Here is a 227-nt window from a genome sequence, read left to right on the forward strand (position 1 = left end):
TCTAAAGCAGCCAAAGGAAAAGGGTCAAGTAGAAATGCATCTAAGGATAATGCAACAACAGATATGATGCAAAGAATTCGATTAGAATTCAATTCGGTAACAGGACCAGAGACAAGACATGAGTTATTACTAGGATTTAGCGAATATACTACCGATGGCTACGATTATGGCTATGATGCAGAAAATCTAGAAGCTAGTAACAACGATTTAAATTTAAGTTTAGAAGG

1 protein-coding gene is annotated in these 227 nt (G+C 35.7%); it reads left to right on the plus strand.

The features are described 5' to 3' along the window. The coding region (locus tag Q0842_RS16255) for a hypothetical protein (protein WP_298500574.1) at positions 1-227 on the plus strand (227 nt) is incomplete at both ends.

The organism is uncultured Algibacter sp. (assembly GCF_947495675.1).
Classification (GTDB): domain Bacteria; phylum Bacteroidota; class Bacteroidia; order Flavobacteriales; family Flavobacteriaceae; genus Algibacter_B.